This is a genomic window from Limnohabitans sp. JirII-31, assembly GCF_002778315.1.
Lineage (GTDB): Bacteria > Pseudomonadota > Gammaproteobacteria > Burkholderiales > Burkholderiaceae_C > Limnohabitans.
The window spans coordinates 332,942-356,436 of sequence record NZ_NESA01000001.1 but is presented as its reverse complement, the minus strand read 5'-3'; the positions used below and the strand labels follow the sequence as shown (position 1 = coordinate 356,436).

The window sequence follows — 23,495 nt, the reverse complement described above, 5'->3', positions numbered from 1 at the left end:
GGTTGGATTGCCAATCGGAATTCTTAAAGACGAGGCGATCGCATTTTGGCATCGGCCTGGGCATACTGACATCTTCCTCGAAGATCAAGGCTTGCATAGGATGCCGGGCGGTTGAACACGCAAACTACACATACAACGGAGACATCTTTTGAAACTCATCCAACACCTGATTGCATGCAGCGCCATGGCTTTGACAGCCAGCACGGCCTTGGCCCAATTCACACCGACAGCACCTGTCAAGATGTGGAGCGTGTTTCCCACCGGCAGTGGCCCCGATGTGGTGGCACGTTTGGTGGCAGACAAATTGCAAGGGCGTTGGGGACAAAGCGTGATCGTGGAAGCCAAGCCCGGTGGCGCTGGTGCAGTGGCCATCAACGCCATGAAGAACGCACCGCCAACAGGCCATGATTTGGTGGTGGTGGATGTGGGCAATATGTCTATCAACCCCTTGATCTTCAAGAAGTTGTCCTACGACCCTGCCAAAGACTTGGTGCCCGTTGCCGTGCTCTACAAGGCAGCTTTCTTTGTGGTGGTGGGCATGGACAGCCCGAACAAATCGCTCAAAGACTTCATGGCAGCGGCCAGCAAAAAAGACGCGCCCTTGCGTTATGGATCGAATGCGGTGGGCGGCCCCATTCACCTGGGCTCTGCACGTTTAGAAACAGCGCTCGGCGCTGAGATGCTGCACGTGCCCTACAAAGAAACCTCGCAGTTGTACGCCGCCGTGTCAACGGGTGAAGTCGACTGGGCCTACGGCAGCATTGCCACCGCAGGCGCATTGATTCGCGGCAACAAGTTGCGCGTGTTGGCCGTGTCTGATGCCAAACGCTCACCCGCCATGCCCGATGTGCCCACCTTGGCCGAGAGCGGTGGGCCCAAAGATTTGGACGCACTGACTTGGGTGGCCTTGATGGCTCCACGTGGCACACCTGCCAGCGTGATTGCAGAGATCAACAAAGGGGTAAACGACGCCCTGTCGCAGCCCGACGTGAAAGAGAAGATGGCGAATTTCGGCTTCACCATCAGCACCGGTTCACCGCAGCAGGTGTCAGACCTGATGAGCGTTGATTTGGCCCGCTATGCCGAGGTGTTGAAAAAAGTGAAGGTCTCGGTGGACTGAGACCTTTTGCCGCTCAGTCGATCTCGGTGATGAACTGGTCGTTGGGGCGGCGAACCTTTTTGAGGTTGACCAACCAATCTTTGTCGGCCTCGCGGTAGCCCAGGGGCAAGATCACCACGCTGCGCAAACCCTTGGCACGCAAGCCCAGCAGTTCGTCCAGGCCCTTGGGATCAAAACCTTCCATGGGGGTGCAGTCCACGCCTTCGAAGGCCGCAGAAATCATGGCGGCCGTCAAACCAATGTAGGCCTGCTTGGCAGCGTGCTCAAAGTTGACTTCGGCGTCGCGCTTGGGGTAGTTGGCCAGCAGCATCTGGCGGTAGTTCTCACCACCTTCGCTGACAAAGTTGCGTTCTGTATTGGTCAGGTCAAACATCATGTTGATGCGCTCGGGGGTGTAGTTGTCCCACGCGGCAAACACCAGCAGATGCGAGCAATCTTCGACTTGCTGTTGGCCAAACGCCAAAGGCTTGATTTTTTCGCGCAGGGCCTTGTTTTTGATCACATAAATTTCAAACGGCTGCAAACCGCTGGAGGTGGGGGCGAGACGGGCAGCCTCCAAGATACGGTCCACCTTGTCTTGTGGCACCGCTTGGGTGGGATCGAGTTTTTTGGCGGCATAGCGCCATCGCAATTTATTCAGCAGCTCAGACATTCACATCTTCCTAGTTCGTCAAGGCTGTATTCGAACACAGGTATCCGTTATTGCGATCACCCTGAAGAATTTGACATCTTCTGCGCAAGGACTTGCGTCACTAGACTGCCGCAGCCCTAGCAACATAGACCGAGACAAACAAGGCCCAATTCATGCATCGTTTTGTATACCGATTGACGCAAACAACATGGTTTGCGGTTGCACTTTTCTGCGGGGTCGCCACAGCACAAAGTTATCCGTCCAAACCCATGCGTCTGATCGTGCCGACCGCGCCCGGTGGCGGCTACGACTTGGTGGGGCGCTTGTTGGCTGAAAAGCTCTCGTCCGAACTCGGTCAATCCATGGTTGTCGAGAACCGCACAGGTTCAGGCACAGTGGTGGGCACCCAAGCCGCTGCCGCAGCAGCGCCCGATGGCTACACCTTGCTGGTGGGCGGTCTGGCCAATATTGCGTTCACACCTGGCCTGTACGACAAGCTGCCTTACAACCCGGTCACCGACTTTGTGCCGGTGGCCTTGGCAGGCTCGTTTTCGTACACCTTGATTGCGCGCAAAGACCTGCCTCTGTCGACACTGCAAGAGGTGATCGACTACGCCCGCGCCAACCCCGGCAAACTGACCATTGCCACGGGCGGTGCAGGCACGGGTCAACATGTGGCGGCCGCCTTGCTCAAGAGCTTGGCGAGTGTGAATATTTTGGAAGTGCCTTACAAGGGCGCACAACCCGCTTACACCGATTTGTTTGGTGGCCGAGTGGACTTGTTCTTTGACAACACCGCCACGGTGCGTCCGTTCTTGGAGGGTGAGCGCGTCAAGGCCATCGTCACCTCCAACGCCAGCCGCGACCCCTTGTTGCCCCATGTCCCATTTGGTCGTGAAGCTGGTTTGCCTGGCTTGGTGTTGGAGAGCTGGATTGGTATTTTTGCCCCATCCCAAACCCCCAGCGTGGTTCTTGACAAATTGCGCGCTGCCATGGGCAAGGTCATGCAACAGCCTGACTTGCGCAAACGCCTCGAAACTTCAGGCGTGCGCCCACTCAACATGAACCTCAAAGACACCGAGCGTTATGTGAAAGCAGAAGCTGAAAAGTGGCCACAATTTTTACGCCAAGCCGGCATCAAGGCAGAGTGAACATGACCACATCCACAGCACTTCAAACCCTGATGGACCGTGCCACCATCACACAGGTGGTTCAAGACTGGGGCTTGGCACGCGATGCCGGCCGTTGGGACCTATTGCGTTCGTTCTACACAGCCGACGCCACCATGTACACCACGTGGTTTGTCGGGCCTGCCCATGAATTTGTGAACCGCTCGACAGAAGCAGCCAAGCGTGGCGCCAAGGCCCAGCACTTCATTGGCGCGGCAACCATTGACATCCAAGGCGACAAAGCCCTGGCCGAGACGCGCATGATCTTGCTGGCACGTGGCATGGTGCATGGCGTCGAGGTGGACATCACCTGCTACGGTCGCTTTTTTGACCAGTTTGTCCGCCAGGGCGATGCATGGCGCATTCAAAAGCGCGTGCCAATTTACGAAAAAGACCGCATGGATGTGCTCGACCCCGCCGCAACGCTGCAACTCGACCCCGCGCAATTGGCCAAACACCCCGAGGGCTACCGCCATTTGGCGTACATGCAAGCACAAGGGGGCGCCACCATCACCGAAGGCTTGCCCACCCCCAACAGCGAGGTGCTGACACGCTTGTATGCTGAAGGCCTTGCCTGGCTCAACACTTGATTTTGAAAGACACCCTCCATGAAACTCACCCTCGCCTACTGCCCCCTCGCCTGCTCTTTGGTGCCCTACATCTTGCTCACCGAAGCAGGCGCCGAGTTCGAACCGATGCCCATCAACCTCGGCAAGAACCAGCACAACAGCCCGGAGTATTTGCGCATCAACCCCAAAGCCAAAGTGCCCACGCTGATCATTGATGGCGAACCGTTGACCGAAAACGTGGCCATTCAAATTTGGATTGCGCGTCAATTTCCAGAGGCCAAGTTGTTGCCCCAAGACCCCATGGCTTATGTGAAGGCGATTTCCTTGATGGCCTGGTGCGCATCGGGCATTCACCCCAAGCTCACGCAGCAAGCCCGCACCGAGCGCTATTGCACACTGGAAGGTGCCGCCAACAACGTGCGAGAACTGGCCTCGCACTCCTTGTTTGAGATGCTCCAAATTGCCGACGATTTATTGGCAGGACGCGAGTGGTTCATGGACCACTTCAGTTGTGTCGACGCCTACTTTTACTGGTGTTTCCGTCGTGCCACGCAGTTCAAACCCGATGTGTCGGGTTTCAAGAATTGCATGGCCCACATGCACCGCATGGAGCAGCGCGCCAGTGTGCAAAAGTTGCTGGCCTACGAAGCGCAGATTCAGGCTGAGTTTGCCAAAGCTGCTTGACGCTTGTTTCGCACCACCCGCCAGTACAGCCAAGCGGCAATGGAGACAGTGACTAAGTTCCAAGCGATGCCGTTGAGGAAGGCTGCTTGGTAAGAGCCCGTCAAGTCAAACACCTTGCCCGACATCCAGCCACCCAGCGCCATGCCGACCAAGGTGGCCATGATCACAGCCCCCACGCGCGCCCCGGCCTCTTGAGGCGGGAAGTGTTCGCGCACGATGATGGCGTAGGACGGCACGATGCCACCCTGGAACAAACCAAACATGGCCGAGATGAGGTAGAGCGGCACCAGGCCATCGAAGGGTAAGAACAGCAACAAGGCCAAGCCCTGCAAGCTCGCCCCCAGCAACAAGGTGCGAATGCCACCAATGTGGTCGCAAATCCAACCCGAGGCCAAGCGACTGACGATGCCGCAGCCAAGCATGAGAGACAGCATTTCGGCACCACGCGCGGCGCCAAAGCCCAGGTCGGTGCAATACGCCACGATGTGCACCTGCGGCATCGACATGGCCACACAACAAGCCACCCCCGACACACACAACAGCCACTGCGCGTGGTTGAGGCTCAGGCCAAAGGGACGTGCAGTGGCCGCTATGGGCACACTTTGCAACGCGCGCTCAGGTGAGGCGGCAGGCGTGAGCACCACCATGGGCGGGCGCTGACGCATGCGCAAAGACAGCAAGGCCATGCCCGCACCACACACCAGCCCCATGCCAATGTAGGTGTGGCGCCAACCAATGGTCTCGATGCCCCACTGTGCCACCGGTGGCCAGAAGGTGCCCGCCACGTAGTTGCCGCTGGCACAAATGGCCACGGCCATGCCACGGCGTTTGTTCCACCACAACGAGGTGTCGGCCATGAGGGGCGCAAAGGTGGAAGCCCCACCCAACAAGCCCAGCAACAAACCATGGGCCAAACCAAAAGTCCAGATGCTGCCCGACATGCCGGCCAACACAAAGCCCGCGCACACCGCGACCGAGCCCACTTGCAGCACCGGGGTGATGCCGTAGCGGTCGGCCCACTTGCCCGTCCACAAGCCGCCCAAGCCCAGACAAATCATCATGAAGGTATAGGGCAGCGAAGCGTCAGCGCGGTTGACGCCGAATTCCGCTTGTACCGTGGGCAGCACCACGGACACCACATACATGCTGCTGTTGCCCAACGTCACCAACACCAGGGTGGTGAGCAAGCGCCACGCAGCGTAGCGCGAGTCAATCAGGTCGGCACTGGCCGGTGTGCTGGGCATGACTTCAGATGAAAAAGATCAGCGGGCTTTGCCGGGATCTTTCACGTCTTTGATGGTCTCAATTTCGGTGTTGTAGAGCTGGCCGTTTTTGCGCTCGACCTTGCGGATGTAGATGTTGTGCACCACGTCACGGGTTTGCGCGTCGATGTACATTGAGCCACGTGGGCTCTCAAAAATCTGGCCTTTCATGGCGGCCAACAAGGCGTCGCCGTCGCCCTTGCCCTGGGTGGCTTTGAGGGCTTCCACAATCACGCGCATGCCGTCGTAGGCACCCACGGCCATGAAGTTGGGGCGCATGCCGTTGTTGGCTTTGGCAAAGGCCTCGACGAACTTTTTGTTCTGTGGCGAGTTGTGCGCCGCCGAGTAGTGGTGTGCGGTGACCAAGCCTAAAGCCACCTCGCCCATGTCGTTCAAGATGTCGTCGTCGGTCACGCTGCCTTCGGCAATCACCTTGATGCCAGCTTTGTCCAAGCCGCGCTCGGTGAACTGCTTCATCAAAGCAGTGCCCACGCCGGCAGGCACAAAGGCAAACAAGGCATCGGGCTTGGCGTCACGCACTTTTTGCAAGAACGGGGCGAAGTCGGGGTTGCGCAAGGGCACGCGCAAGGTCTCAACCACCACACCGCCGTTGGCAATGAAGGTGTCTTTGAAAAACTTTTCAGAGTCCACGCCAGGGCCGTAGTCGGTGACCAAGCTGACCACTTTTTTGATGTTGTTTTTGTAGGCCCAATCGGCCAGGGCCGTCACCACCTGAGGCACGGTGAAGCTCGAACGCACGATGTAGGGCGACGCCTGGGTGATGCTGGAAGTCGCAGCAGCCATGACCACCATCGGTGTTTTGGATTGGGTGGCCACGGGTGCGGTGGCAAAGGCCAAGGGGGTCAAGCCAAAGCCTGCCAACACATTGACTTTTTGGTTCACCACCAACTCTTGGGCCAAGCGCTTGGTCACATCGGGTGTGCTGGTGTCGTCGCGCAAGATGAGTTCAATTTTTTTGCCAGCCACGGTACTGCCGTTTTGCGCCAAGTACAAACGGGCCCCTGCTTCGAGCTGCTTGCCGGTGGACGCAAAGGGTCCCGTCATGGGCAACAGCAGGCCGACCTTGAAGGTGTCGTCTTGGGCCTGTGCCGTGGTCAAACCCAAGCCCATCAGGCAGGCAGCGGTCAGGGCCATCATGTGTCTTTTTTGCATCGTGTCTCCTTGGTGATGAATGGGCAGATTACAGCATCAAAACGCCCCAAGTCCTGTCCATAGAATGACAGCTTCTAACCACTGCCTCAGGAGACACCGCATGCTCAAGTTCTATTACAACGCAGCACCCAACCCCATGAAGATTGCGCTGCTGCTCGAAGAGCTGGGCTTGCCCTACGAGGCCATCCCCGTAGACACCCGCAAAGGGCAACAGTTCGACCCCGCGTTCAAGCAAGTCAACCCCAACAGCAAGGTGCCAGCCATCGTGGACGGTGAGGTGACGGTGTTCGACAGCAACGCGATTTTGTTGTTCTTGGCCGATCGCGAGAAGAAGTTTGTGCCCTTGCAGGCCAACAGCGCCGAGCGCGGACAAATGCTGTCTTGGCTGATGTTCATTGCCTCGGGTATTGGCCCTTTCTCGGGTCAGTCGGTGCACTTTCGCCATGCAGCGCCTGAGCCCAAAGAATATGCCTTGAACCGCTACGACTTTGAGGCGCATCGGCATTGGGGCGTGATCAACGAACACCTGAGCACCCACCACTACATGCTGGGCGAGCACTACTCCATCGTTGACATGGCGTTTTGGGGCTGGGCACGCATGGTGCCTTATGTGTTGGGTCTGGAAAACCCATGGACGGTGTACCCACACATCAAGCGCTTGCTCGATGAGATCAATGCACGCCCTGCCGCGCAGCGTGCTGAAGCGCTGAAAACCCGCAGCACCTTCAAAGCCGAGTTGGACGATGAGGCCAAACGTTTCATGTTTCCGCAAAACGAACGCTTGAAAAAGTAATTGCCGCCGAGCGAGCTCACGGCCTTGCTGGTGCTGGCCACCTTGACCAGCTTCACCCCCGGGCCCAACACCACCTTGTCGACCGCACTGGCGGCCAACTTGGGGTTGCGCCATGCGCTGCGTTTTGTGTTGGCGGTGCCGGTGGGATGGGGCCTGCTGCTGTGCGTGTGCGCCGCAGGCGTGGGCAGCTTGGTGCTGGCTTGGCCTATGCTGCGCTTGGCAATACAAAGCGTGGGCGTGGGCTACTTGCTGTGGCTGGCCTTCAAACTGGCGCGCACACGGAGTTTGGTGGCTGCCGACGGCGCAGCATTGCGGGTGGGTTTTGCGCAAGGCGTGTTGTTGCAATTTTTGAACATCAAGGCCTGGATGCTGGCCTTGACCGTGGTGGCAGGCTGGATGGCTGGGCACGACGATGCGCTGCAACGCTTTGCCGTGATCTTGCCGTTGATGCTAGTCTTTGGTTTGGTCAGCAACCTGACCTACGCGCTGGTAGGCTCGCTGCTGCGTGACTGGCTGAGTGGGCCCCACCAAACGCACCAACGCTTGCGCCTATTCAACCGCTGCATGGCGGCTGTCTTGGTCGCTACAGCACTTTGGATGACCCAGCTCTGACACCCTACAACCTGGAGGAGACACCTTGACCCCAGAGACCGAAACACTGCTTGCGCTCTACCGCACCATGGTGCGCATTCGCGCATTTGAAAACGCCGCCGAGCAAGCCAGCCAAGGTGGCGTGAGCGCCTATGGCAAGTCAGCCGACGGCAGTGCCAAAGTGCGCGGCCCGCTGCACTTGTCCACCGGACAAGAGGCCGTGCCTGCGGGCGTGTGCGCCCATTTACGCGCCGACGACTACCTGACCTCTACCCACCGTGGCCATGGCCACACCTTGGCCAAAGGTGCCAACTTGCAGCGCATGATGAACGAGTTGTTTGGCAAAGCCGACGGCACCAACGGCGGCAAGGGCGGCTCGATGCACATTGCCGATTTTTCGGTGGGCATGCTGGGTGCCAACGGCGTGGTGGCAGCCGGCCTGCCCATTGCCGTGGGTGCGGCCCATGCGCAAAAGCTGCAACAGCGCAGCGGCATCACCGTGTGTTTTTTTGGCGATGGCGCGATCAACCGGGGGCCTTTTTTAGAAGCGCTCAACTGGGCGCAGGTGTACCAACTGCCGGTGTTGTTTGTGTGTGAAGACAACCGCTGGAGCGCCACCACAGCGAGCGGCCCCATGACCGCTGGCGCTGGGGCATCTGCACGCGCCGCGAGCTTGGACATTCCTGCCGAAAAAGTGGATGGCAACGACGTGTTGGCCGTGCATGCCAGCGCCGCACAGCTGGTGGCGCAAGTACGTGGCGGCAGTGGCCCGCGCTTGCTGCATGCCCACACCTACCGTGTCAAAGGCCATGTGTCGGTGGACCTGGCCGCTTACCGCGACCCAGCTGAACTGCAAGCAGCCCTGCTGACCGACCCCATTGCACGCGCCCGTCAGCACTACCTGTCGCTGCCCGGCAGCGATGCACAGGTGCTCGACACCATCTCGCGCGAAGCTCAGGCCGAGGTCGACACTGCCGTGGCTGTGGCCCATGCTGCGGCTTGGCCCCTGGCCAGCGCGGCCTTCACCGATGTGCAAACCTTGGGAGACGGTCAATGGCTGTGATGACTTATGCAGAAGCCGCCGTGCTGGCCCTGCAACACGAGATGAGCGCTGACGCCAGCGTGGTGGTGCTGGGCGAAGACGTGGGACGCGGCGGTATTTTTGGCCAATACAAAGGTCTACAAGCCCAGTTTGGCGCGCAGCGTGTGATCGACACGCCCATCAGCGAAGCGGCTATTTTGGGCGCGGGCGTGGGCATGGCCTTGGCGGGTTTGCGCCCGGTGGTGGAAATGCGCGTGGTCGACTTTGCGCTGTGCGGCATGGACGAGATCGTCAACCAAGCCGCCAAAAACCGCTTCATGTTTGGCGGTCAAGGCCGGGTGCCGATGGTGGTGCGCATGCCGATTGGCATTTGGGATGCCTCGGCCGCCCAACACTCGCAGTCGCTGGAGAGCTGGTTTGCCCACCTGCCAGGCGTGGTGGTGGTTTGCCCCGCCACCCCGCAAGACAACTACAGCTTGCTGCGTGCCGCCTTGGCCAGTGGCGACCCGGTGGTTTATATGGAACACAAAACCCTGTGGGGTTTGAGTGGCGAGGTGGACCCCACGCACACCGCCACCCTGGGCCAAGCCCAGACCTTGCGTGCAGGCCAGCGCGTGACGCTGGTGAGCTGGAGCAAGCAGGTGCAAATTTGCGCCGAGGCCTGTGCGCAACTGGCGCAACAAGGCATTGAGGTCGAGCTGATCGACCTGCGCACCATCTGGCCTTGGGACCGCCACGCGGTGCTCAGTTCATGCGCACGCACCGGCCATTTGCTGGTGGTGCACGAGGCCGTGCAAGCCGCAGGGTTTGGCGCTGAGATTGCAGCCACTGCCGCCGAAGCCACCGGCTGCAAAGTCAAGCGCCTGGGTGCGCCGCGCATTCCAGTGGGCTACGCGCCGGTGCTGGAAGCCCAGTCGCGCATCAGCGCCGCACAGGTGATGGCCACTGTGCATGCCATGCTAAAGTGATTTTCAGATTGAACCGCTCTCCTCTCATGACACATCCCCACGACCCAACGCACTTGCCCCTTGAAGTGCCGGACCCGTCTGCACAAGACGAAGTCACCGTCATCCCCCTAAGAATTGAAGACTGGCTCACCGTCATCGTGATGGGGCTGTTGGCCTTGATCACCTTTGGCAATGTGTTGGTGCGCTACTTCACCAACCAGTCGTTTGCTTGGACCGAGGAGTTCTCGGTGTTTCTGATGATCGTGCTGGCCTTGGTGGCGGGCTCGGCGTCGGTGGCGCGCAACCGCCAAATTCGCATCGAGTACTTTGCCGACAGTGGCTCGCCTGCACGCCAGCGCGCGCTGGCACGATTTGGCGCGCTGATGGTGTTTGTGTTGTTCGCCCTGATCGCGGTGCTCAGCACGCGCATGGTGTGGGACGACATCCGCTTTGGCGAAACCTCACCGGGAATTGGCGTGCCGCAGTGGTGGTACACCATCTGGCTGCCGATCATGTCGGTGGCCATTGCAGGCCGTGCCTTGGGTCTGTTCATCCGTCGGGGGCGTCGCGCATGATCCCCACCCTGCTGTTTACCGCCTTTGTGGTGATGATGCTGATGGGCGTGCCCATCGGCGCGGCCTTGGGTCTGGCGGGTGCCGCCTGCATTGCCTTGGCCAATGCCGATGCGCAATGGTTTGGCCTGTTGGCCGTGCCGCAAAACTTTTACGCGGGTCTGGGCAAGTACCCCTTGCTGGCGATTCCGATGTTTGTGTTGGTGGGCTCCATCTTTGACCGCTCGGGCGTGGCCTTGCGGCTGGTGAACTTTGCCGTGGCCATGGTGGGGCGGGGTCCCGGCATGTTGCCCTTGGTGGCAATTGTGGTGGCCATGTTCTTGGGCGGCATCTCGGGCTCTGGTCCGGCCAATGCAGCCGCGGTAGGCGCGGTGATGATTTCGGCCATGTCGCGGGCCGGTTACCCAGCGGCTTTTTCGGCCAGTGTGGTGGGGGCTGCGGCTGCCACCGACATCTTGATTCCGCCTTCGGTGGCCTTCATCGTGTATTCGGTGTTGGTGCCAGGGGCTTCGGTGCCTGCGCTGTTTGCCGCGGGCATGGTGCCGGGGGTGTTGGCCGGTTTGGCCTTGATCATCCCCACCGTGTGGATGGCGCGCAAACACAAGATGGGTGCGCTGGAGGCCAGCCTGCCACGCCCCCCGTTTTGGCAAAGCCTGCGCGAAGCCTCGTGGGGCTTGGCCGCACCGGTGCTGATTTTGGGTGGCATGCGTGCCGGTTGGTTCACCCCCACCGAAGCGGCTGTGGTGGCCGTGTTCTACGGCTTGTTTGTGGGCATGGTGATTCACCGCACCATTGCAGTTCGCGACCTGTTTGTCATCTTGCGCGAGTCGGGGGAGTTGTCGGCCATCATCTTGCTAGTGGTGTCGCTGGCGGGCATCTTTGCCTACTCGTTGTCCACACTGGGCGTGATCGACCCGATCACCCAAGCCATCGTTAACTCTGGGCTGGGCGAGTACGGTGTGTTGGCCTTGTTGATCTTGATGCTCATCACCGTGGGCATGTTCTTGGACGGCGTGTCGATCTTTTTGATTTTTGTGCCCTTGCTGTGGCCCATCGTGCAGTTCTACAAATGGGACCCGGTGTGGTTTGGCGTCATCCTCACACTCAAAGTGGCGCTGGGTCAGTTCACGCCCCCGTTGGCGGTGAACCTGATGGTGTCTTGCCGCATTGCGGGCGTGCGCATGGAGGAGACCGTGCGCTGGGTTGGCTGGATGCTGTTTTCGATGTTCTTGGTGATGGTGGCCGTCATCGCTTGGCCAGAGTTGGCCTTGTGGCTGCCGCGTTACATGGGCTACTGATTTTGCGACCGTTGATTTTTATAAGGAGACATTCATGAAACTTCGTCGAACTCTCGTGAGCGTGTTGGCTGCGGCCACCGCGCTGGCCGCCTTCTCGGTGGCCGCACCGGCACAAACCTACAAAGCTGAGTACCGCATGTCACTGGTGCTGGGCCCTCCCACCCCTTGGGGACAAGCGGGCAAGCTGTGGGCCGACATGGTGAAAGAGCGCACGCAGGGGCGCATCAACATCAAGCTCTACCCCGGTGTGTCGCTGATTCAAGGCGACCAAACGCGCGAGTTCAGCGCCCTGCGCCAAGGTGTGATCGACATGGCGGTGGGCTCGACCATCAACTGGTCTCCCCAGGTGAAAGAACTCAATTTGTTCTCGCTGCCCTTTTTGATGCCCGACTACGCTGCGCTGGACGCGCTGACGCAAGGCGAGGTGGGAAAGAAGATTTTTCAAACCCTCGACAAGTCTGGCGTGATGCCACTGGCCTGGGGTGAGAACGGCTACCGCGAAGTGACCAACTCCAAGCGCGTGATCAAGTCGCCCGAAGACCTCAAGGGCATGAAGATTCGTGTGGTGGGTTCGCCCATCTTCTCGGACATGTTCAGCGCCATGGGAGCCAATCCCACGCAAATGAGCTGGGCCGATGCGCAACCCGCCCTCTCAAGCGGCGCGGTGGATGGTCAAGAAAACCCCTTGTTCTTATTCACGGTGCTCAAGATGCACACCGTGGGTCAAAAATTCGTCACCACTTGGGGCTACATGGCCGATCCGCTGATCTTTGTGGTGAACAAAGAGATTTGGAACTCATGGACCGCGGCTGACCAAGCCATCGTGCGCCAAGCCGCCATCGATGCCGGTCATCAAGAAATTGCCATGGCCCGCAAAGGCTTGATCGAAGCCGACAAACCGGTGCTCAAAGACATTGCTGCCATGGGCGTGACTGTGACCCAACTCACTCCTGCCGAACGCGACGCGTTTGTGAAAGTCACTCGCCCCGTGTACGAGAAGTGGAAAAAGACCGTCGGCGTCGAGCTGGTGGACATGGCTGAAAAAGCCATTGCTGCTCGCAAGAAATAAGCGGCGCAGAGTCAGCACATCTGAATTTCTGGAGCAAAGGGGCAAACACAGCATCTTCATCGAATCTTGATTCAAGTTAGTTTGATCAAGATCACGCAAGGTGCTGTTTATTCACTCTATAGTTCACCAACTCATTTCCAAGGAGCAACGCATGAAGCTTTTAGTCGCGATCGATGGTTCAAAAAATTCGCTGTCTGGCGCCAAGTACGCCGCCACATTGGCTGCGTCACTCAAGGGCAAAAGTCACATCACGATCATTTCTGTGCATGACGACACGGCTTTGAAACATTTCAAAAAATACGTGCCCAAAGACGCGGTCAGCGACTACCTGCGCGGGCTGAGCGAGAAAGACATTGGCAGCGCACAAAAGCTGTTCGACAAAATGGGCGTGGCCCACGACATGGTGATTCGCTATGGTCACCCTGCCGATCAAATCAAGGCCGAGTCCGAATCGGGCAAGTTCGACATGATCGTGATGGGCTCCAAAGGCCGCTCATCCATCAAAGACTTGGTGGTGGGCTCGGTGGCTCACAAGGTACTGGCTGTGGCCAAAGTGCCGGTGCTACTGGTCAAGTGAGCTGAGGAAACTCTCCAGCAACTGATGGAAGGTGTCCGGGGCTTCCACCTCGGGCAAATGCCCAATGCCGACCAACTCAACCAATCGCCCATGCGGCAATTGGGGCAAGAGAAGGTCGGCATTGTCTTGTCTGGGGTTGGTGCGGTCTTCGCTGCCCTGCACCAGCAACACGGGCATGGTGAGAGCGGCTGCGACATCAGGCGTGTAAAAGTCGCTCAATCTGAATGACACCGCCCGCAACAAGCCCGCCGCTTGCGTGCCGCGCGTGACGGCCACCAACATGGCCCGCAACGCGGGCGAGGCGTGAGGCCCCACCAGGTTGTCCACCCCCGCATCACCGTATTGGTAGCTACCCAAGCGTATGCGTCGGGCCCGTGCCTCAAAGGCTTCGCGCCGTTGTGCACTGAGCTGCTTTTGGCCCACGCCTGTGCCCGTCAAGACCAAACGCTGCACGCGCTGCGGGTGACGTATGGCAAAGGCCTGCGCCACCACCGAACCAAACGAGTTGCCGCACAACACCATGTCATGGATGTCCAATGCCTGGGTAAAGTCCGCCACGGCCTGTGCGTAGTCGGCATCGCTGGGGTGCTCGGTCTTCAAGTTGTCGCTCATCCAGTAGCCGGGTGCGTTCCAGGCCACCACGCGAAAGCGATGGCTCAGTGACGCAAATTGAAAGCGAAAGTAGGTGGCATTGCTGCCAATGCCATGTAAAAACAACACACACGGCGCATCCGCAGGTCCAGCTTCGATGTAAGAGAAGCGGTCGCCCAAGTAGCGTGCTTGGGACTCTTGCGGGATACGTGCAAATCGCACTTCAGGCAGAGAAGGAAAGGCCATGGGGTGTGTCATGATCGGGGCCGATTTGAGTTCTGTGGGTGCTTGGACGTTGGGCCGCATCCTAACCTTTGGTATTTGGATACACACATGAAACATTGGATGGCGGTTTTGTTCGCGGCGCTCTGTGTGGCCGCAGGTTCAGCAAGCGCGCAAGAGTGGCCCACACGCCCCGTCAAACTCATCGTGCCCTACCCCGCAGGCGGCGGCGTGGATGTGATGGCACGGGCCCTGGCCCAACGCTTGCAAGACAAATGGCAGCAGCCCATCACCATCGACAACCGCCCCGGCGCCAACACCTTGATTGGCACCGAAGCGGTGGCCAAGTCCACGGACAACCACACCTTGCTGTTCACCACCGATGCCACCTTCACCATCAACCCACATCTCTACAGCAAGCTGCCCTACGACGCTGACAAAGACTTTGCGCCTGTGACGCAACTGGTGGCGTTCAGCCAAATGCTGGTGGCCAACGCCAGCCTGCCTGCCAACAACCTCAAAGAATTGCTGGCCATGGCCAAAGCCAAGCCCGGGTCTTTGTCGTACGCGTCGTATGGGCCGGGTAGCCAACCGCAGCTGGCCACCGAGATGCTCAAACAAAAAGCGGGCGTGTTCATCGTGCACATTCCTTACCGCGGCATTCCGCAGGCGGTGACCGCTGTGGTCAGTGGCGAAGTGCCGCTCACGTGGTCGGGCATTGTGTCGGCACGCCCCCACATTGCCAGCAAGCGCATCAAGCCTTTGGCCTATGGCGGCAAAACCCGTGCAGCGGCCTACCCCGATGTGCCCACCATGACCGAGTTGGGTTTTCCAGAAGTGGATGCCAATGTCTGGGTGGGCGTGTTTGCACCAGCCAGCTTTGCGCCTGCCCTGGTCAATCGCATGCACCGCGATATCTTGGCGGTGATCAGCGAGCCCGACTTTCGCAGCAAAGAGATCGAAGGCAAGTCGTACGACTTTGTGGGTTTGGGACCGGACGAGTTTCGTCGCCACATCCGCAGCGAAAGTGCTTCCCGCAGAACCACCATCAAAGCATCAGGAGCAGTGATCGAATGAAAACAACCATCTGGCGAGACTTGACGCAAGACCAACTCGACTGGGCCTATGACCAGACCCAACATGCCCCCAACATGGTGGAGGTGATGGCACGTTGTGCCGCGCGCAGCGCCGAAGCGCGTGCGTACGTGCATGCACAAGGCACGCAGGTGCAGCACATGGCCTACGGCCCCACCCCCATAGAAGCGTTGGATTGGTACCCCAGCCCAAACGCCAACGCGCCGCTGGTTTTTTTCATCCATGGCGGCGCGTGGCGACGTGGTCAGGCGCAGGACTATGCGATGGCCGTGGCATGGCTGCTCAAGCGTGGGGCACATGTGGTGATTCCAGACTTTGCAGCCGTCACCGACGTCGAAGGTCGCTTGATGACCCTGGCCGAACAATTGCAGCGCGCCCTGGCTTTCACGGCTCAGCACGCAGCGGCGATGGGGGCAGACCCAGAACGCATTTACGTGGTGGGCCATTCGTCAGGCGCACACCTGGCCGCCTGCTTGGCCACACACAACTGGGCACAAGAGGGCTTGGCCCACACCCCCATCCATGGTTTGTTGTGTTGCAGTGGCATGTACGACCTGGAGCCGGTGCGCCTGTCGGCACGCAGCCAGTACGTGGCCTTCACAGACGAGAACGTCTATGCATTGAGCCCGCAGAGGCACTTACGCAAATTCACCATGCCCGTGATGTTGCTGTGTGGCGACAAAGAGTCACCTGAGTTCAAGCGCCAGGCGCGTGACTTTGCCAAAGACCTGTCTGGGCAAGAGGTTGAACTGACCTTCCGATGGGGCACGGGTTTGAACCATTTTGAAATTTTGGAAACCTTTGCCCAAGCCGATGGCCTGATGGCGCAGGCTTTGCAAGAGCTGATGCAGGGCTGAGCCCACTGCGCCAGATCGGCCCCACACACCTAGGAGTCACGGATGCCATCTGCCGATCCATTTCGCCGCCAACTGTTGTCTTGCGCCCTGCTCTGTGGCGCTGGTTTGTCTGCCCCCGCCACACTGTGGGCGCAAGCGCCACGCTACCCGTCACGTCCGGTGCGCTTGATCGTGCCCAATGCGCCGGGCAGCTCGGTCGACACCATGGGTCGCCTGGTGGGTCAACAGCTCACCCCGCTGTTGGGACAAGCCATGGTGGTGGACAACAAGGCCGGTGCCGCAGGCGCTGTGGGCATGGATGCAGGCAAGTTCGCCACCCCCGATGGCTACACCTTGATCGTGGCGTCAAGCAGCTCGACCACGGTGGCCCCGCTGCTGCAAAAAGCGGTCAACTACGACCCGCTGAAAGACTTCGAGCTGATCTCGCTCATCGCCTTGTTACCCAATGTGCTGGTGTGTCGCACCTCCCTGCCCGTCAACAAGCTGTCGGAGTTTTTGGCCTATGCCAAGGCACAGGGCGGCAGGTTCAACATGGCCTCAGCCGGGCCGGGCTCGGTAAGCCATTTGGCAGGTGTGGCCTTGAGTGCAGCGGCGGGTTTTGAAGCCTTGCATGTGCCCTACAAAGGCGGCAGCCAATCGGTGGGATCGGTGGTGAGTGGCGAGACCGACTGGACGCTCACCCCCGCACCCGCCGCCATGGCCCTGGTCAAAGGCGGCCGCTTGAAAGCCCTGGGCCACAGCATGCCCAAAGGCACGCAGCCGCTGGGCGCGGTGCCGTCGATTGCCGAGACCTTGCCTGGTTTTGAGTTTGCGAGCTGGATTGGGCTGATGGCCCCCAAAGGCCTGCCCGCCGAAGTGACCGATCTGCTGCGCCGTCAACTGGCGCAAGCCTTGCAAAGCAAAGAGCTGCGCGACGCGTTTGCCCTGAACGGCGCTGTGCCAATCAGCACCACAGGCGAGGCTTTCCGCGAGTTTTTGACGCGTGACATTGAACAAACCCGCAAGGCCGTTCGCCTGGCGGGTGTGCAGGCGGAGTAAGCACAGTCAAGGCGCTCGGTCTGAATTACATTGGGGCGGTGGTTGATCTTGACCATGCATTGACACAGAGAGCCCTATGAAAAAATTCACTGCATCGATTCTTGCGTTTGTGACGCTGGCTGCTGGCTATCTCCCCGCTGCCTCTGCAGCCGAGTACATGGAAAAAACACCATTCCAGTTGTCGCGTGCCTTCTCACCCGGCGTCATCACCGAAGGCGGCAAGACGGTCTGGGTGGCCGGGCAAACCGCCACCCGCGACAACGACGGGAAAGATATTTCCAACAACTTTGAAGCGCAAACCAAGCAAGTGGTGTCGCAGATCGACCAAGTGATGCGCAAAGCTGGGGGCAGCTTGGCCAACATCGTGAGCATGACGGTGTTCATCAAAGAGTCACGCTATGGCGACCGCTTTGTGGAAATGCGCAAAGACTTTTTTCAAAACGGCAACTACCCCGGCAGCGCCCTGATCACCGTGACCAACTTTGCACGCCCCGGCATTGAAATTGAAATTCAAGCCGTGGGTGTGATTGGCGACCGCTGCTCAACCGAGAACCCCTGCTCGGCCGAGGGCATGGCCAAGAAGAAGTAAGCGCTCGGAGTCAGGGCCCTGCGTGAGGGCCCTTGATCAGCGTTATTCGGGCAACAGGCCAATCTCTTTGGCCACTTCGGCCCAGCGCTCATGCTCACGGTTCAAGAAGGCTTCGGCCTTGTCGGCTCCGCCCAAAGGCTCGGCAATCGGGCCCATGGTGAGCATGCGCTGCGCAAACTCGGGCTCTGCCAACAATTTGTTGACTTCGACGTTGAGCTTTTGAATCACCGCCGCCGGGGTACCAGTCGGTGCCATCAAGGCAAACCAGCCCACCATTTCAAAGTTGGGCAGCAGCTCAGACAAGGCAGGGACTTGCTCCCAACCTGCCACACGCTTGCCCGCTGTGACAGCCAACAAACGCAGACGGCCTTGGCGCACCAGTTGCGCGGTCGAGGCCAAGTCGGCCACCACGGCTTCAGCATGTCCACCCAACACGTCTTGCACCGCCACGCTGACCGAGGCGTAAGACACCAAGTTGGCTTCCATCTTGGTACGCGCATTGATGAGGCGCGCAATGATGCCGCCAAAGGTGCGCGGGCCCTCATTGGCCAGCGAGAGCTTGCCCGGCGTGGCTTTGGCACGGGCGATCAGGTCTTGGATCGAGGCAATGGGTGATTCGGCCCTCACCAACACCGCAAACGGGCTCTTGGCCACAAAGGCGACCGGCACAAAGTCTTTCTGTGGGTCGTAGGGCATGGTCTTGAACAGGTGTTTGTTCGTCACCAAGGCTGCGGTGGTGGCGAAGTACAAGGTGTAACCATCGGCCGGCGAACGCGCTGCCGCCTGCGCACCGATGATGTTTTGACCACCGGGTTTGTTGTCGATCACCCAAGGTTGACCCAAGGGCTTGCTGATGCGGTCGCCCAACAAACGCGCCACGTTGTCGGGGCCCGAGCCTGGGGGCTGCGACAACACCACTTTGATGGGTTTGTCAGGCCATGCAGCGCTTTGCGCCCACAAGGTGGTGGTGCTCAAGCCCGCAGCCGTGGCCAAGGCGGTGTGCAGAAAGTGACGACGTGTCATGAAGGTCTCCGGTTGTATTTATGAAAAGTAAGCGCGCAACGTTTGTTGCTGTGCGGTGAGCTCTGCCACGTTGTGGGCCGTGGCAAACACATAGTGATCGGGGCGCACCCAAGCGGCTTGGCAGCCGTTGGCTTGGAACCATGCGGCGAGCACACCATCGCACTCAGCCGCGTCGGGGGTGCCCAAGCGCACAACTTTGAGTTGCAGCGACGCAGGGGCTGCGGCCAGTGCGGCCTCCAAGCCCGCATCGGCACCGGCAGCCACAAACACGCGCCAGCCTGTGCCCAGCACCGTGTCCATGCGCTGCTTGTGCGCGCCCTGCTGCCACCACGCTTGCGGAAACAGCGTGCCAGCCGCCGCAGTACCGGGCACCAGACAGCCCTGGGCCAAGGCGGGCTGCACGTTTTGACGCGGCATGGGTTGAACCACACCGCCACACTCGGCCAACAACTGGGCGTCGCGTTCGCGGGCTTTGGCCACATCGCGCTGGCCCACCAATTGCCCAATGCCTTTGATGCGCCGGGTCAGCTCGGTCACGTGGGCTTTGCGCTCTTCGCCGTAGGTGTCGAGCAAGCTGGCGTGGGCGCGACCACTCAACACCTCGGCCAGCTTCCAGCTCAAGTTGGCGGCATCGCGCACACCTTGGCACATGCCTTGGCCCAGGAACGGCGGCTGCTGATGCGCAGCATCGCCGGCGAGGAACACGCGACCTTGGCGCCAGTCTTGGGCCACCAAGGCATGGAATCGGTAACTGGCTTGGCGCCACAGCGTGGCGTCTGCGGGCGTGAGCCAACGCGCCAGCAAAGGCCAGGTGCCTTCAGGCGTGGCCAAGTGTTGTGGGTCTTCGCCGGGATTGATCGAAATCTCCCAACGGCGGTGGTTCTTAGGCCCAATCACCAGGGTGCAAGGACGTTCTGGCTCGCAGTACTGCACGCTGGTTTGAGGCAGCTTTTTCAGCCCTTGTTCGTTGACCAGCACGTCCACCACCAACCAGGGTTCGTCAAAGCCCAAGTCTTCCAACGTCAAGCCCACTTGCCCGCGGACAAAGCTCGACGCACCGTCGCAGCCGATGACGTAGCGCGCTTGCACCTGGCTGCTGTGGCCCTGCGCATCCATCAGGGTCAGTGTGGCGCCCTCGCTGTCTTGCGTGACAGCGGTGACGGTGTGGCCCAGCGACACGGTGACGTTGGGCAAGCTGCGCACATGGGCGCGCAAGGCCGCTTCCACCGGGGGCTGGCTGAACACCAACGAGGGCGTGTAAGCCAATGGGAAAGGCTCGGCCACGGTGGACATGCATTTGATGAGCTGGCCGTCGACCCCAAAGAACTCAGAGTTGGTGAAGGGTTCGGTGAAGGGCTCAATTTTTTCAACCAAGGAAAGTTCTTGGAACACACGCATGATCTCGTGGTCCAGGGCAATGGCACGGGGCTTGTCGTACACATCCTCTGACTTGTCACAGACCCACACCTTCAGGCCTCGGCCGCCCAACAAACCCGCAGCCACGGCCCCGGTAGGACCAAAGCCCACGATGGCCACATCAAACATCTCGTTACTCATCTTCAGCGACTCATCTTCAAACGGTTTCAAACAACACGGCGCGCTGGGCTTCTTTGAGCTTGGCGCTGGGAGGTTGGGAAATGCCCCACTGGTCGACACGGCCCTCGGGCCACTTCCAGTCAGAGGGTTGGCCAGCCTTGTAGCTGTCGTCGATTTGCTGCACATCGGCGGTGTATTCGATCACCAGATCGAACGGGCCCACAAAGTAGTTGAAGGCGTTGTTGCCGGGGCCGTGACGGCCTGGGCCCCACTCGATGCCGTAACCCGCATCGCGCATGCGGCCACCGCCGCGCATGACCGACTCGAGGTCGGGCATCAAAAACGCGATGTGGTTCAAGGCGTCGTTGTCGGTGTCACCCAGCGCGATGCTGTGGTGGTCGCTGTTGCAGCGCATGAAGGCCATGATCTTGGTGCGGTCTGACAACGAGAAGTCGAGCACGCGGGCCAGAAATTTTTGACTGACTTCAACGTCGTGGCTGTTGAGCACCACATGGGCCAAGCGCATGGGCTGGTCCGCTTCTACGGTGGGGCTGGAACGCAGGGTGTCGCCTGTCACCAACTCAAAAACGCGTCCATGGGGGTCGGCGATGGTCAGCGAGGTGCCCCCCGCTGGGTCAGCACTGGGTGCCGCAGGTTTGACCACACGCCCCCCGTGTTGCACGGCCAGAGCGGCAGCTTCGTGCAGCGCGCTCTCGCTGCGGGCACGCAAGGTCACGTGTTTGATCTGTGCGTGTTCACCGCCTTGATGCAGCGCCAGCAAATGGTGGTCTTGGCCCGTGCCACGCAAGTACACAACACCCGGTGCACGATCGGCCACAAAAAGATGCCAGGTACGACAGAAAAAATCTTCGGCTTGCTGCAAGTTGGGCACATTCAGTGCCGCATTGCGCAAGGCGCTGATGCGAGAGGAAGCATGGGTCATGAAATTTACTTTCCGTATGAATTCAAAGCCAGAAAACGCTGGGCGTTGCCGGCCACCAGTTGCTGCACCACCGCATCGTCAAAGCCGGCATCTTGGATGCGTTGCACGGGCGTGTGGTCGTGGAAGTTGAAAGGATAGTCGGTGCCAATCATCAATTGGCTTGCGCCATAGGTGTGCACCAAGTGTCGCAGCGTGGGGGCGTCAAACACCAGGGCGTCAAAGTACAGCGACTTGACCTGCTGGCTGGGCGACACGCCCACCGCCTCACGCACAGCCGGGAACACCGACATCGACTGCTCCAAGCGCGGCAACAGCATGGGCAAAGTGCCGCCGCCGTGGCTGAACGCGATGCGTAATTTGGGACGGCGCAGCATGAGCTGGCTGGTCAGCACCGAGGCGGCGGCCAAGCCCACGTCAGACGGGTAAGCCAAGATTTGTTGCAGGGGTGCGGGGCCCACCAAACGGTCCATGCCCGTGGGGCGCACAGCATGGACAAACACTGCCAAGTCCAGTGCCTCACAGGCTTCAAAGAAGGGGTCGAGTTGCGGGTCACCCACCACCACACCGTTGATGTTGCTGCCAATCTCCACGCCAGACAGCCCCAGCGTGTGCTTGATGTAGTGCAGCTCTTTGAGCGCCATGTCCATGTGCTGCAAAGGCACCGCGCCCAAGCCCAGCAATTGCCCCGACGACTCGGCCACCATGAGGGCGATGTGTTCGTTCAAGTAACGAATCAGTTGTTGTGCGGCCACGGGCTCCAGCCAGTAGGACAGCAACTCGGGCATGGGAGACACAGCTTGCTGGGCCAAGCCCATCTCGGTGAAGTCGGCCAAGCGCTTGGAAGTGGTCCAGCATTTGTCAGACACAGTGCGGTAGTTCTTGCCATCGATCATCACGTGGCGGTGGCAGTTCTCACCCAGCGCCATCGAGGGCCAGCCCTTGGGCACCACATCGCCCAAGTAGCGGGGGAATTCGGCGGGGATGACATGCGCATGCACATCAACACCGCAGCATGTGCCGTGGCACGCAGAAACAGGGGGCATGTGAAGGTCTCGGTTTTTTTATTCAGGCGCTTTGATTTTCGCCACCTCGGCGACCGCGCCCCAGCGGGCCAGGTCTTGCACCACCAACTTGCCCAGCTCGGCCGAGGTGCTGCCTGTGGGTGTGACTTGCATGGTGGCCATTTGGCTGGCCACCTCGGGCAACTTCAAGATGCGGTTGATCTCGGCTTCGAGTTTTTTCACCACCGGCTCGGGCGTGCCCGCAGGCGCGAACAAGCCGGTCCAGAAACGAAAGCCCACCTCGGGCAGCCCCAACTCGGCCATGGTGGGCACTTGCGGCAGCGCGGCCAAACGGGTGGGCGAGGTGACGGCCAGCGCACGCAACTGCCCTGCCGCAATCGCCGGTGTGGCAGGCCCGGTGTCCACCATCGACATGAGCAAGTCGCCCGCGATCAAGCCGGTGATGGTCTCGCTCATGCTCTTGTACTGAATGAACTCGCCCGGTGTGCCCGTTTTCAGACGGAACAACTCCGACGCAAACTGAAACGCCGGACCCGAGCCGCCGTAGTTGGACTTGGCGGGGTTGGCTTTCATGAACGCCACCAGCTCGGGCACGGTCTGGATGTTTTGTTTGGCACTGACCACCAGCACCAAAGGAAAGGTGGCGACCAACGACACGGGGGTGAAGTCTTTGGTGGGTGAGTAACGCAGCTTGGGCGTCATCACCGGGGTGAACACCATGTTGCCAATCGGCCCCATCAGCAAGCTATAGCCGTCGGGCGGCGCTTTGGCCACAAAGTCGGTGGCGATGATGCCGCCAGCGCCCACCTTGTTTTCCACCAGCACCGGCTGGCCCAGGTTGGTGGACAGCCGCTGCCCCACCAAGCGCGCCAAGGTGTCCATGCCCCCGCCCGCGCCCTGCCCCACGACAATGCGGATGGGTTTATTGGGAAAGTCTTGTGCCAAGACAGCCCCATGGGGCAAGGCCCAGGATGTGAGTGCCAGGCAGGCAGCTAATACGCGTGATCGCATGGGGGTGTCTCCTTCTTCAGACCCACTATTTTTGGGGCGATTGTGGACGAAGACAGGGGGACGCTTTGTCG

25 protein-coding genes are annotated in these 23,495 nt (G+C 59.9%); 16 read left to right on the top strand and 9 right to left on the bottom strand.

Features of this window, described 5'->3' with window-relative positions:
• The first annotated feature begins 148 nt into the window (after positions 1-148).
• The gene (locus B9Z41_RS01745; RefSeq protein WP_233202461.1) at positions 149-1,120 is read left to right on the top strand and encodes a tripartite tricarboxylate transporter substrate binding protein; all 972 of its coding nucleotides are present in this window, start codon (positions 149-151) and stop codon (positions 1,118-1,120) included.
• A gap of 13 nt (positions 1,121-1,133) precedes the next feature.
• On the opposite strand, the gene B9Z41_RS01740 is transcribed toward B9Z41_RS01745, so the two are convergent.
• Complete coding sequence (locus tag B9Z41_RS01740) at positions 1,134-1,772, bottom strand: NAD(P)H-dependent oxidoreductase (protein ID WP_100144370.1); 639 nt, start codon at positions 1,770-1,772, stop codon at positions 1,134-1,136.
• 248 nt (positions 1,773-2,020) lie between these two features.
• Here B9Z41_RS01740 and B9Z41_RS01735 point away from each other — a divergent pair, with 248 nt between their 5' ends.
• From B9Z41_RS01735 to B9Z41_RS01725, 3 genes are read left to right on the top strand one after another with little or no spacing between them, the layout of a single operon-like run.
• Positions 2,021-2,902, top strand: a complete 882-nt coding sequence (locus B9Z41_RS01735; RefSeq protein ID WP_158236114.1) for a tripartite tricarboxylate transporter substrate binding protein — start codon at positions 2,021-2,023, stop codon at positions 2,900-2,902.
• A 2-nt stretch (positions 2,903-2,904) separates the two neighbouring features.
• Positions 2,905-3,510, top strand: coding sequence for a nuclear transport factor 2 family protein (locus B9Z41_RS01730; protein WP_100144366.1), 606 nt, complete (start codon positions 2,905-2,907; stop codon positions 3,508-3,510).
• An 18-nt stretch (positions 3,511-3,528) separates the two neighbouring features.
• A complete protein-coding gene (locus tag B9Z41_RS01725) occupies positions 3,529-4,173 on the top strand; it encodes a glutathione S-transferase family protein (protein ID WP_100144364.1) in 645 nt (214 codons plus the stop codon).
• On the opposite strand, the gene B9Z41_RS01720 is transcribed toward B9Z41_RS01725, so the two are convergent.
• Both B9Z41_RS01720 and B9Z41_RS01715 read right to left on the bottom strand, forming a co-directional pair.
• Positions 4,146-5,417, bottom strand: coding sequence for an MFS transporter (locus tag B9Z41_RS01720; RefSeq protein WP_100144362.1), 1,272 nt, complete (start codon positions 5,415-5,417; stop codon positions 4,146-4,148). The genes B9Z41_RS01725 and B9Z41_RS01720 overlap by 28 nt on opposite strands.
• An 18-nt stretch (positions 5,418-5,435) precedes the next feature.
• The gene (locus B9Z41_RS01715) at positions 5,436-6,608 is read right to left on the bottom strand and encodes an ABC transporter substrate-binding protein (RefSeq protein WP_100144360.1); all 1,173 of its coding nucleotides are present in this window, start codon (positions 6,606-6,608) and stop codon (positions 5,436-5,438) included.
• Between the two features lie 100 nt (positions 6,609-6,708).
• Here B9Z41_RS01715 and B9Z41_RS01710 point away from each other — a divergent pair, with 100 nt between their 5' ends.
• From B9Z41_RS01710 to B9Z41_RS01675, 8 genes are all read left to right on the top strand, one after another.
• Positions 6,709-7,401 (top strand): glutathione S-transferase family protein, encoded by a 693-nt coding sequence (locus tag B9Z41_RS01710; protein ID WP_100144358.1) that lies wholly within the window; start codon positions 6,709-6,711, stop codon positions 7,399-7,401.
• The gene (locus B9Z41_RS01705) at positions 7,402-8,013 is read left to right on the top strand and encodes a LysE family translocator (RefSeq protein WP_100144356.1); all 612 of its coding nucleotides are present in this window, start codon (positions 7,402-7,404) and stop codon (positions 8,011-8,013) included.
• 67 nt (positions 8,014-8,080) lie between these two features.
• Complete coding sequence (locus B9Z41_RS01700) at positions 8,081-9,055, top strand: thiamine pyrophosphate-dependent dehydrogenase E1 component subunit alpha (RefSeq protein WP_100145072.1); 975 nt, start codon at positions 8,081-8,083, stop codon at positions 9,053-9,055.
• Positions 9,046-10,002, top strand: coding sequence for an alpha-ketoacid dehydrogenase subunit beta (locus B9Z41_RS01695; RefSeq protein WP_100144354.1), 957 nt, complete (start codon positions 9,046-9,048; stop codon positions 10,000-10,002). The genes B9Z41_RS01700 and B9Z41_RS01695 overlap by 10 nt, the downstream gene beginning before the upstream one ends.
• Positions 10,003-10,028: 26 nt before the next feature.
• Entirely contained in the window at positions 10,029-10,556 is a 528-nt protein-coding gene (locus tag B9Z41_RS01690) for a TRAP transporter small permease (RefSeq protein ID WP_100144352.1), read from the top strand.
• Positions 10,553-11,851 (top strand): TRAP transporter large permease, encoded by a 1,299-nt coding sequence (locus B9Z41_RS01685; protein ID WP_100144350.1) that lies wholly within the window; start codon positions 10,553-10,555, stop codon positions 11,849-11,851. The genes B9Z41_RS01690 and B9Z41_RS01685 overlap by 4 nt, the downstream gene beginning before the upstream one ends.
• A gap of 34 nt (positions 11,852-11,885) precedes the next feature.
• A complete protein-coding gene (locus B9Z41_RS01680; protein WP_100144348.1) occupies positions 11,886-12,920 on the top strand; it encodes a DctP family TRAP transporter solute-binding subunit in 1,035 nt (344 codons plus the stop codon).
• Positions 12,921-13,071: 151 nt separating this feature from the next.
• Positions 13,072-13,497 (top strand): universal stress protein, encoded by a 426-nt coding sequence (locus tag B9Z41_RS01675; protein WP_100144346.1) that lies wholly within the window; start codon positions 13,072-13,074, stop codon positions 13,495-13,497.
• Here B9Z41_RS01675 and B9Z41_RS01670 read toward each other — a convergent pair.
• Complete coding sequence (locus B9Z41_RS01670; protein WP_158236113.1) at positions 13,483-14,334, bottom strand: alpha/beta fold hydrolase; 852 nt, start codon at positions 14,332-14,334, stop codon at positions 13,483-13,485. The genes B9Z41_RS01675 and B9Z41_RS01670 overlap by 15 nt on opposite strands.
• Positions 14,335-14,421: 87 nt before the next feature.
• Between B9Z41_RS01670 and B9Z41_RS01665 the strand changes: the two genes are divergently transcribed.
• From B9Z41_RS01665 to B9Z41_RS01650, 4 genes are all read left to right on the top strand, one after another.
• Entirely contained in the window at positions 14,422-15,387 is a 966-nt protein-coding gene (locus B9Z41_RS01665; protein ID WP_100144344.1) for a tripartite tricarboxylate transporter substrate binding protein, read from the top strand.
• Positions 15,384-16,262, top strand: a complete 879-nt coding sequence (locus B9Z41_RS01660) for an alpha/beta hydrolase (protein ID WP_100144342.1) — start codon at positions 15,384-15,386, stop codon at positions 16,260-16,262. Before B9Z41_RS01665 ends, B9Z41_RS01660 begins: the two co-directional genes overlap by 4 nt.
• Positions 16,263-16,304: 42 nt before the next feature.
• Entirely contained in the window at positions 16,305-17,300 is a 996-nt protein-coding gene (locus tag B9Z41_RS01655) for a tripartite tricarboxylate transporter substrate binding protein (RefSeq protein WP_100144339.1), read from the top strand.
• Positions 17,301-17,376: 76 nt separating this feature from the next.
• The gene (locus B9Z41_RS01650; protein WP_233202459.1) at positions 17,377-17,889 is read left to right on the top strand and encodes a RidA family protein; all 513 of its coding nucleotides are present in this window, start codon (positions 17,377-17,379) and stop codon (positions 17,887-17,889) included.
• 42 nt (positions 17,890-17,931) lie between these two features.
• Here B9Z41_RS01650 and B9Z41_RS01645 read toward each other — a convergent pair whose 3' ends face one another.
• Genes B9Z41_RS01645 through B9Z41_RS01625 form a run of 5 tightly spaced genes read right to left on the bottom strand, consistent with a single transcriptional unit; the run spans position 17,932 to position 23,424 of the window.
• Positions 17,932-18,912, bottom strand: coding sequence for a tripartite tricarboxylate transporter substrate binding protein (locus B9Z41_RS01645; RefSeq protein ID WP_100144337.1), 981 nt, complete (start codon positions 18,910-18,912; stop codon positions 17,932-17,934).
• 18 nt (positions 18,913-18,930) lie between these two features.
• Positions 18,931-20,469 carry a bifunctional 3-(3-hydroxy-phenyl)propionate/3-hydroxycinnamic acid hydroxylase gene (locus tag B9Z41_RS01640; protein ID WP_233202457.1) on the bottom strand — a complete coding sequence of 513 codons (1,539 nt, stop codon included), beginning with the start codon at positions 20,467-20,469 and terminating at the stop codon, positions 18,931-18,933.
• 16 nt (positions 20,470-20,485) lie between these two features.
• Positions 20,486-21,391 (bottom strand): VOC family protein, encoded by a 906-nt coding sequence (locus tag B9Z41_RS01635; RefSeq protein ID WP_100144333.1) that lies wholly within the window; start codon positions 21,389-21,391, stop codon positions 20,486-20,488.
• 5 nt (positions 21,392-21,396) lie between these two features.
• Positions 21,397-22,434, bottom strand: a complete 1,038-nt coding sequence (locus B9Z41_RS01630) for an amidohydrolase family protein (protein ID WP_100144330.1) — start codon at positions 22,432-22,434, stop codon at positions 21,397-21,399.
• An 18-nt stretch (positions 22,435-22,452) separates the two neighbouring features.
• Positions 22,453-23,424: a tripartite tricarboxylate transporter substrate binding protein gene (locus B9Z41_RS01625; protein ID WP_100144328.1), complete on the bottom strand. Its 972-nt coding sequence runs from the start codon at positions 23,422-23,424 to the stop codon at positions 22,453-22,455.
• Positions 23,425-23,495 lie beyond the last annotated feature (71 nt).